The following is an 8,554-nucleotide window of genomic DNA, read 5'->3' as shown; positions in this document are numbered from 1 at the left end:
GAACTCCCGACCAACGGTTTACAAAACCGCTGCTCTACCGCTGAGCTATGCCGGCATATCTGACGATGTGTGGGACGAATAACACAAAATTTTCAAGGGAACACCCCTCAGCCGCGCCGAATGCACCGATGCCTGGCACGTGCGAGCTGAAGGGCAAGCTGAAGGCGCAGGTCGCCGCCTCAGTGTTCACCGAGCGTGCGTTCCCAGGCGAGTGCATGTCCGACGATGAGATCCAGATCTGCGAGCTCGGGCACCCAGCCGAGCCGTTCCCGGATCTTCGCTGACTCGGCAACGATCGCTTCTGCGTCGCCCGGTCGACGCGGCGCGAGGGTGGTCGGGAAAGGCCCGCCCGCGGCCCGCCTCACGGCATCGATGACCTCGAAAACGGAATAGCCTGATGAGTAGCCGCAATTGAAGATGTCAGATGCGCCGCCCGCCTCGAGGTAGCGAAGAGCGGCCGTATGTGCGGTCACAAGATCCGTGACGTGGATGTAATCGCGCACGCAGGTGCCGTCGGGCGTCGCGTAATCGGTGCCGTATACGTCCATGGAGGCGCGTTTGCCGAGCGCTGTCTCGCAGGCGACCTTGATGAGGTGCGTCGCGCGCGGCGTCGATTGGCCGGCGCGGCCGGCAGGATCAGCTCCCGCCACATTGAAATAGCGCAGCGCCACGTAGCGGAAGTCATGCGCCACGGCCGTGTCTGCCAGCATCATCTCGGTCATCAACTTCGAGGTGCCGTAGGGCGAGACGGGTCGCAGCGGCGCATCCTCCTTGACCGGGATTTGCTCCGGATTTCCATAGACCGCGGCCGTCGACGAGAAGATGAAGGAGCGCACGCCGGTCTGGACGGCCGCTTCGATCAAGGCGCGCGAGTTGACGGTGTTGTTCAGATAGTAGCCGAGCGGGTCGGCAACGGAATCCGGCACCACAATGGAACCGGCGAAGTGGATGATGGCCCGCACGCCGTGCTCGGTGATGATGCGCCGCACGAGATCCTGATCGCCGACGTTGCCCTCGATGAGAACCGCAGGGGATGGCACCGCACCGCGAAATCCCGTCGAGAGGTTGTCGATAACTACGGTTTTTTCACCAGCGTCGAGGAGCGCCAGCACCATATGGCTGCCGATATATCCGGCGCCGCCTGTCACGAGTATGGTCATGGCACGCCGTTTACCATGAAGGAGTTGAAAAAGAGTGCCCTTGAGGACGGATGGCCGGATTTTGCATGGGAGCTGTTCGGGCTCGCTGACATTAAAGTAATATTATGTGTTTGTGACTAAGATGATAGCGAGATGTACTAAGATCGATTGTGAGGATATCGAGATGCGTTCACGGGTCGTCGCCATGCTCGCGGCCGCCATCGGTCTGGCGCTGATACCGGCCGCCGCCGAAGCCGGCCATCGCCGCCACCATCACCACGGCGCGCATGCGCACCATTATGGATTCTATCACAAGCATTACCGCTCTGACTGGCGCTTCGATCCCTACGGTTACGAATTCTCGCCGCGAGGCTACTATCCCTACTACAACTCGGGTCACTGGCGCCCCACCCGTGAGCTGCGCTATCGGCGCTATCATTATCGGCCGTATGCATCGCTGCCGCCCTATTACCGGGCTTGGGGCTATCCGCAGCGCTACTACGTCCACCGCAAGTGGCATCACCGCCACCACGGCCACCATCGCCATCACCACTGGTGAGCAGAAAGCCGCTGATGAATGGGTCGGTTTTTGCCCATTTCATAGCGGCTTTTCGGCGTCTTCTCGGCAACAAACGACCGCGTTCACGCCCTATTCATTGGGCATGTGGTGATCTCTGAGCACGACGGCGCTGCCCCGCTCTGCGGCGGCCGCCGATGCGAATAGATCCGGTTTACGAGTGATGGGAGAAAGAGCCCCATGATCAAGAAATTCGTGCACGGCCTGATGGCGCTGATGCTGGTGGCGGGCGCCGCCGTCTCTTCGACCCAGCCTGCCGAGGCGGGACGGGGCGGGCGCGTTGCGGCGGGCGTCGCAGCCGGCATCATCGGCCTCGGCCTGCTCGGCGCCTACGCGCACTCGCGGGATCGCGATTACTATTACCGCTCGCGAGGCGAGTGCTATCCGGGGCCCGAGGAGTGCGGCTGGAAAAACCGTCGCTGCTTCATCGATAGCTGGGGTGATCGCGTCTGCCGCGGCGGCCGCTGGACCTGCTGGCGCCCCACCTATTGCGATTGATCGCAATAGCGCCTGAGCGTTTGAGGGCGGGCGCGAACGCGCACCCACCGAGGACGTGAAGCAGTAAAAAAAAGATCCATCAAGTGTGAACGCGCTCTGGGATCCATGAACCATCCCGAGGGCGGTGCCGACACGGCGCCGCCCTTTTTTATTGGGAGCCGCCTCGGCGCTGATGGGCAGCCCAATGCAGCGCGATCGCTGCCGCATTGGACACGTTAAGGCTTGCAAGCGTCCCGGCTGTCGTGATCGAAATCAGACGGTCGCAGGACTCCTGCGTGAGACTGCGCAGGCCTTTCCCTTCTGCGCCGAGCACGAGCCCCGTAAGCCCGGCGAATGACTCATCCTCAAGGGAAGCGTCACCTGTTCCTTCCAGTCCGAGAAGCTGGAAGCCGATTTCCTTGAGCTCGAGCATCGTTCGAGCGAGGTTTTGTACCGGAAGCACCGGAACCTGGTCGAGCGCACCCGACGCGGCCTTGGCCAGCACGCCGTTGAGCGGCGGACTATGGCGTCGGGTCACGATGAGCCCGGCCGCGCCGAAAGCTGCTGCAGAGCGAAGCACGGCGCCCGCGTTGTGTGGATCAGTGACGTGATCGAGCAGAACGATCGGTCCCATTTCCCGGGCCCGCGCGACGAGCTCGTCGAGGCTTGGCTCGGGCAGAGGCTCGGCTTCGAGAAGCAGGCCCTGGTGCACGGTGTCGGCGCCGAGCAGATGATCGAGGTCGCCGGGCGTCGCTCGATCGATTGTCACTCCCCGCGCGGCGATGACCTCAGCTAGGCGCCGTTCGGCATTCTCGGTCGCGAGCAGCCGCACCACCGGACGAAGCGGATTCTTTAACGCGGCTTCGACGGCATGGCTTCCGAAAAGCCGGACCAGCCCGTCGCTGCCGCTTGCCGCCTCCGCTACTTGCTTGCCGTCACGTCCCGGCGCACGCCGCCCGTGACGGAATGCGTGCGTGCCACGGCCGGAGCGCTTATTGCTGCGCCGTTTTTCTCGTTCTGAGCCCGATGTCATCCCGCCTTCATGCCTTCGGATCGCGCCTTCTCCAGGGGCGGGCGCGCGGCCCATTGGACCGACGAGAGGCGCCCACCGCCCGGGCCCGATCCCATACGGGTTTTTCTGCGCTTTTCCAATTGACATCCGGAGGATGGATTACGATAAGGGCAAGCGTTGCCCTGCCGCTCGGCGAGCGCAGGGCGATTTTTATTTAGCCGGCAAGCAAGCGCTTCGTTCGGCTGACGCGAGGATTGGTCACGGAGGGATGCCCGAGTGGCTAAAGGGGACGGACTGTAAATCCGTTGGCTTCGCCTACGCTGGTTCGAATCCAGCTCCCTCCACCAGTTCCTTCGCTTTTACTCGATTGAAATTGTTCAGAGAAGATCGCCCGGTTGCGTGAAACGCAGCCGGCGCGAGGTGCCATCCGGCAAGTTCATGCGCTGGGCGTCGGCTACGCCCTCCCGTCTGGAGCGTGAATCCCTGATCTCATTGAAGAACGAAGTGTCCGATGCGGTGCCTCGGATCGAAAGACGCTCTCGCGAACGTATTGGGTCGCGAGATGCGCCAAGCGAGGTCTTGCGCGCGGCGTCGCCGGCCTCGCGGCATGGAGATGGATCGGCAAGGCATGGACAGCCTAAAGACGGGGCCGTCTGTTGTGCCCATCTCAACCGCGTCACTGTTGACCCGCATGTTCAGGTGCGTGAGCCCGCTATGGCGCCGGAATCCGAAAAAATATGACGGAAAATGCGTAAATCAATGCCGCAATATGGGCTTGTACGTAGTTAAAATCACCTAAGCCCACTGGATATCGCGATCATATTCCCGCGAATAGACCTTTTGCCAAGGCACCCGGATCTTCCATTGAGGACGGCACGCGATGCTGTCACCATGACGATCTCCGAAAATGATCTTTTCGGCGGAAAAAATAGGGTGCTTACGTATGTATTGTGCGTCGCAGCGAAACATACCTCCGACAAATGAGCAGAAGCAGCGTGACCTTGTAAAGCACGCATTCTGGGACCCGCCCGTTCGCATCCATCAATACATGTATCGCAGAAGTACGTACAGTGATTAATTCAACGAATATGACGATATAAAAACGTCGCGTCAGCTGCATTCCGCATGGAGTACAATGGAATAGGAGCGAAATTTCAGCGGAAATATCAATCGGATGAAGATGGAAGCGAGGCGAAACACACCAATCAGAAGCGGAGCGCTATGAGACAATCCAAGACAACTATTTTACACAGGCAAACATCCAGAGAAGGATATCATCAGACTGTTGAACTGGAGATGCGTCGTCTCGGCGCATTCTGAAAGTTTGGCGTTGAGCAGCTCAAGTCGGCCCGATCCCATAATGGGATCGGGATAATTACTAACGGTAAAAAAACCGAACGGGCGACAGCGGAGGATATCCATGGAGTTGGGAAAGCGATCCGGCAGGATTATCGCTTCAGCGATGATGCTCGCTTTTTTCCCGGGCGCGGCAACGGCCGCTAGTTTCGGAAAAGAAAATGAGAAAATAAATCTCGTTGTGGGGTATCAGCCCTATTACACCGAAGCGTGGTCCGGCGTCGTAAACAACGGAAAGAAGTTCTGGAAGAAATATCTCCCCGAAGGGTCGACGGCGAGCTTCCAGGTAGGGCTTCAGGGCGCCGTGATCGTCAACTCGATGACGGGTGAGAAGCAGCATATCGGCTATGTCGGCGACATGCCGGGCATCGTCGCCACCTTCCAGTCGGAACCCAGCCGTGGCGGCACCGATATCCGCATCGTCGGCGTCCTCGGCACATCCAAGCAGCAGTGCAACGTTTTCCTCGTTCGGAATGAAGCCCCGGAGTTTAAGTCCGGGAGGGAAGCCGTCGCGTGGATGGACGAAAAGATCGTCGCGCTTCCGCAAGGCTCCTGCACGGACCGCTTTGCCCGCCTCGCCTTCGAGAAGGCGAGCATCAAACCGTATCGCTATCTCAATCAGAACATTGAGGTCATCACATCCAACTTCCGTGTCGGCAAGCTCGACGCGGCGGTTGTCTGGGAACCCACCGCCAGCAAGATCGAGCAAATGGGCTTGGCGCGCAGGGCCTCCAGTGGTGAGGATTTCAACGTCATCGACGGTGGCCTGCTGATCATGCTCAATGATCTCATCGAGCAGCGCCCGGACGTCGTCAGGGCATGGATGGAATCCGAACTAGAATCCCAGCTCTTTCTGGCCGATCTGGCTAACGCCTCTGAAGTGATCGACATGGTCGAGGCGCAGACGGAAAAAATCGATAGAGCCACGATTTGGAATGCACTCTACGGAGCGTCACCCAGCGAGCAGGGTGGCGGCGAGGTGAAGCTGCAGCTTGATTTTGTCGTGAACGAGCGGGTTCGCACGCTGATCGACGATGCAACTGCATTCCTTCACTCCCTGCCGTCCAAGCCGGCCTCGTCTCCGACGATCCGCGCCAACAGCGTCGACGATAGCATCGCGCGTCAAGTGCTTGAGGATCGGGGACTGGCAAGCCCAGTCGGGTTGATCAAAGCCCAACCCGTGACGAGCGCAGGCAACTACTGATCGCCGCTCGCCTTCATCCCATCGATTGACATGCCTTATTCGGAAAAAACTTGGGGGTTCTTGGCATGAACGCTTCCATCTCTGGCACTATGGCTGGCGCGCCGCCGCCGCCATCAGGCGCGGCGCGGGTGTGGCACCGGACAGTTAAGGTGCTGGCTTCGCCATCTCCGTACCTCATGCTCGCGGGCATCGCGCTATGGATCGCCATCTACTGGCTTCTTTGTGAAGGGCTGAAGCTGCCGCGCTTCGAAAAGATGCCCGGGCCAATAACGGTGATCAAGGATTGGGTTTCGACGGACCCGCGGCAGGGACTCTCGATTTACGTGCCGGAGTATTATGAGCACATCTATGTGAGCTGCCGGCGCATTCTCATCGCCTTCATTATTTCGACGGGCCTCGGAGTCCCCGTAGGCTTGCTGATGGGATGGTCGAAAACGATAAAAGACTACACGTTCCCCATCCTCGAGCTGCTGCGTCCCATTCCCGTTATGGCTTGGGTTCCGCTTGCCATTCCGATGTTCCCGGGGTTCGAGGCACCAGTTATCTTTCTTGCCACGCTGGCAGCGTTCTTCGCGACTGCGCTGAATACGATGCTCGGCGTGCAATCGATCGATGAATCCTACTTCCGTGCAGCCGGTTGCCTCGGCTCGTCGCGTTGGCACGTATTCCGCCACGTCGTTGTGCCCGGCGCCCTGCCGTTCATCTTTACCGGGCTCCAGATCAGCATCGGCGTCGCCTGGTTCTCGCTCGTAGCAGCGGAGATGGTCTCCGGAGACTTCGGGCTCGGCTATCTGATCCTCATGTCCTACGTGAACAGCACCACCGTTCCGATGGTCATCGGAATGCTCACGCTCGGCTTCGTAGGCTGGCTGAGCTCCGGAATTGTGCGCGCCATCGGCAATCGCCTCATGCAGTGGCATGTGCGGGCGCTTGCGATGCAGGGCCGCTGATCCTTCCTCCATTGCTGTCGAAGCGAATGAGCAAAACGATGACAAACAGCACGAATGGTTCTCGTCCCGGTGCGATTAGCATCCGCAACGTGACCAAGATCTACGATCCGTATGGCGTCAACGTCAAAGCCGTCGATGACTGCTCGATGGAGATCGCCGGTGGCGAGGTATGCATGATTGTCGGCCCTTCCGGCTGCGGAAAGACGACACTCCTCAATGCTCTCGCCGGGTTCCACTCGATTACGTCCGGCGAAATAAGGCTTGATGGGGAGCTGCTTTGCGGTCCCGGCAAGCCGCTTGCCGAACAGGGTGCGGACAGGATTGTCGTCTTTCAGAACGGCGCCCTGTTTCCCTGGAAGACGCTGTCGGAGAACGTCGCCTACGGACCTGTAGTTCAAGGCAAGATGTCCCAGGCCCAGGCGCTCGATAAAGCGCGCCAGAGCCTTGCGGAAGCCGGCCTCGGAAACGTTGCCGACAAATACCCTGGCGAGGTTTCGTCGGGCATGGCGCGGCGTGCCGAAATCGTCCGCGCCTTGATCAACCATCCGAAGGTTCTGCTTCTCGACGAACCGTACAGGGCCATGGATGCGCTGACCAAGTCGATCATGCACGAGTCTCTGCTCGAAATGTACGATCGCACGAAGGTGACCATCTACTTCATCACGCACGATCTCGAGGAAGCGATCTTCCTCGGCGACCGGGTGTATGTGATGACGACACGGCCATGCCGCGTGAAGAAGGTCGTCGACATCAACCTGCCTCGTCCGAGGGACTACAGCATTCTCTCGTCGAACGAGTTTCGGTTGCTCGTGGAAGAAACAAGCGAAGCCGTGCACGAGGAAGCCATTAAGGCATTCCAGGCCGGCGAGCGCGAGCTTGCCTAAGGGGAGGGGCGATCGTGTCCAACGCAGCAATCACCGCTACAAATACGCCATTCGGCGCTATGGCCGCCAACCTGCGCCGCCGCTTGACCGACATCTCGGTTCGCCGGGGAATTCTGGCGCTCATCGTGTTCACGCTGGTCTGGGAGATCGGATCCAACGCTGAGCAATGGTTTGGTGTGGCCGTTCCTTTTATCGGCAAGATCCCGGCTCCGAGCGCGGTGGCAGCGTCGGCTTCGGAGGTGATCAATACGCCGGGTTATTGGCAAAGCTGGGTGCTGAGCATCCAGCGCGTCGTGGTCGGCTTCATGATTGCAATGGTGATCGGCATCCCGTTCGGGCTGGCCCTGGCGATCAACAAGACGTTTCGTGAGCTGGCCTTTCCTCCGTTCGAGATCTTGAGGCCGATTCCTCCCCTTGCGTGGGTTCCAGCGTCGCTCATCTTCTGGCCGACGAACGAGCTCTCGATCTACTTCGTCACGTTCCTTGGCGCATTCTTCACGATCGTCATCAACGTTCTTGGCGGCGCACGCTCGATCGACGGCCGTTATCTTCAGGCTGCGCTGTCGATGGGTGCCACCAACTGGACCTTGTTTTCCCGCGTGATCCTGCCCGGCACGCTTCCTTCGATCTTCACGGGAGCCGCCGTCGGCATGGGCATCACATGGAACGTGGTTCTTGCCGCGGAGATGATTTCGGGCGGCGGCGGCCTCGGCTTCTTCATCTGGAGCTCCTACATCGGCGGCTCGCTCGAGCAGGTCGTCGTCGGAATGATCTCCATCGGCATCGCGGGCTATCTGTCGAGTGCCGTCATCCGCAAGATTGGTGACCTGTGCATGCCGTGGACGCGCAAGTTCTAGGCCGTGAGCAGCAATTCCAGAACATCATTGAGCGATACAAGGTGGAACAAACCATGTCGGTCACGTCGATAACCCCCGAGTCTGCAACGCAGACCGCG

General features: G+C 59.7%; 8 protein-coding genes and 1 tRNA gene. 7 read left to right on the top strand and 2 right to left on the bottom strand.

The window, feature by feature from the left end; genetic code table 11:
* Positions 1-179: 179 nt before the first annotated feature.
* Entirely contained in the window at positions 180-1,160 is a 981-nt protein-coding gene (gene galE / locus V7P99_RS01185) for a UDP-glucose 4-epimerase GalE (RefSeq protein ID WP_333792986.1), read from the bottom strand.
* Positions 1,161-1,323: 163 nt separating this feature from the next.
* Between galE and V7P99_RS01180 the strand changes: the two genes are divergently transcribed.
* Both V7P99_RS01180 and V7P99_RS01175 read left to right on the top strand, forming a co-directional pair.
* Positions 1,324-1,698, top strand: coding sequence for a hypothetical protein (locus tag V7P99_RS01180; RefSeq protein WP_333792985.1), 375 nt, complete (start codon positions 1,324-1,326; stop codon positions 1,696-1,698).
* A 198-nt stretch (positions 1,699-1,896) separates the two neighbouring features.
* On the top strand, positions 1,897-2,214 hold the full coding sequence (locus V7P99_RS01175) for a hypothetical protein (protein WP_333792984.1): 318 nt from the start codon (positions 1,897-1,899) through the stop codon (positions 2,212-2,214).
* A gap of 148 nt (positions 2,215-2,362) precedes the next feature.
* On the opposite strand, the gene rlmB is transcribed toward V7P99_RS01175, so the two are convergent.
* Positions 2,363-3,226, bottom strand: a complete 864-nt coding sequence (gene rlmB, locus V7P99_RS01170) for a 23S rRNA (guanosine(2251)-2'-O)-methyltransferase RlmB (protein ID WP_333792983.1) — start codon at positions 3,224-3,226, stop codon at positions 2,363-2,365.
* Positions 3,227-3,467: 241 nt separating this feature from the next.
* Between rlmB and V7P99_RS01165 the strand changes: the two genes are divergently transcribed.
* From V7P99_RS01165 to V7P99_RS01145, 5 genes are all read left to right on the top strand, one after another.
* Positions 3,468-3,552, top strand: a tRNA-Tyr gene (locus V7P99_RS01165).
* Between the two features lie 1,073 nt (positions 3,553-4,625).
* Positions 4,626-5,765: a nitrate ABC transporter substrate-binding protein gene (locus V7P99_RS01160; RefSeq protein ID WP_333792982.1), complete on the top strand. Its 1,140-nt coding sequence runs from the start codon at positions 4,626-4,628 to the stop codon at positions 5,763-5,765.
* Between the two features lie 65 nt (positions 5,766-5,830).
* A complete protein-coding gene (locus tag V7P99_RS01155; RefSeq protein ID WP_333792981.1) occupies positions 5,831-6,715 on the top strand; it encodes an ABC transporter permease in 885 nt (294 codons plus the stop codon).
* 89 nt (positions 6,716-6,804) lie between these two features.
* The gene (locus V7P99_RS01150) at positions 6,805-7,599 is read left to right on the top strand and encodes an ABC transporter ATP-binding protein (protein WP_333792980.1); all 795 of its coding nucleotides are present in this window, start codon (positions 6,805-6,807) and stop codon (positions 7,597-7,599) included.
* Between the two features lie 14 nt (positions 7,600-7,613).
* Complete coding sequence (locus V7P99_RS01145) at positions 7,614-8,456, top strand: ABC transporter permease (protein WP_333792979.1); 843 nt, start codon at positions 7,614-7,616, stop codon at positions 8,454-8,456.
* The last annotated feature ends 98 nt before the right edge of the window (positions 8,457-8,554 follow it).

The sequence above is a fragment of the Hyphomicrobium sp. genome (assembly GCF_036780825.1).
Taxonomy (GTDB): Bacteria; Pseudomonadota; Alphaproteobacteria; order Rhizobiales; family Hyphomicrobiaceae; genus Hyphomicrobium_C.
Note: the sequence above shows the minus strand (reverse complement) of the source record. Positions and strands in the feature narration are given on the sequence as shown.

Bases quoted from the DNA above. Each gene is read 5' to 3' on its own strand.
- galE (WP_333792986.1), bottom strand. From the start codon at position 1,160: ATGACCATACTCGTGACAGGCGGCGCCGGATATATCGGCAGCCATATG.
- V7P99_RS01180 (WP_333792985.1), top strand. From the start codon at position 1,324: ATGCGTTCACGGGTCGTCGCCATGCTCGCGGCCGCCATCGGTCTGGCG.
- V7P99_RS01175 (WP_333792984.1), top strand. From the start codon at position 1,897: ATGATCAAGAAATTCGTGCACGGCCTGATGGCGCTGATGCTGGTGGCG.
- rlmB (WP_333792983.1), bottom strand. From the start codon at position 3,226: ATGACATCGGGCTCAGAACGAGAAAAACGGCGCAGCAATAAGCGCTCC.
- V7P99_RS01160 (WP_333792982.1), top strand. From the start codon at position 4,626: ATGGAGTTGGGAAAGCGATCCGGCAGGATTATCGCTTCAGCGATGATG.
- V7P99_RS01155 (WP_333792981.1), top strand. From the start codon at position 5,831: ATGAACGCTTCCATCTCTGGCACTATGGCTGGCGCGCCGCCGCCGCCA.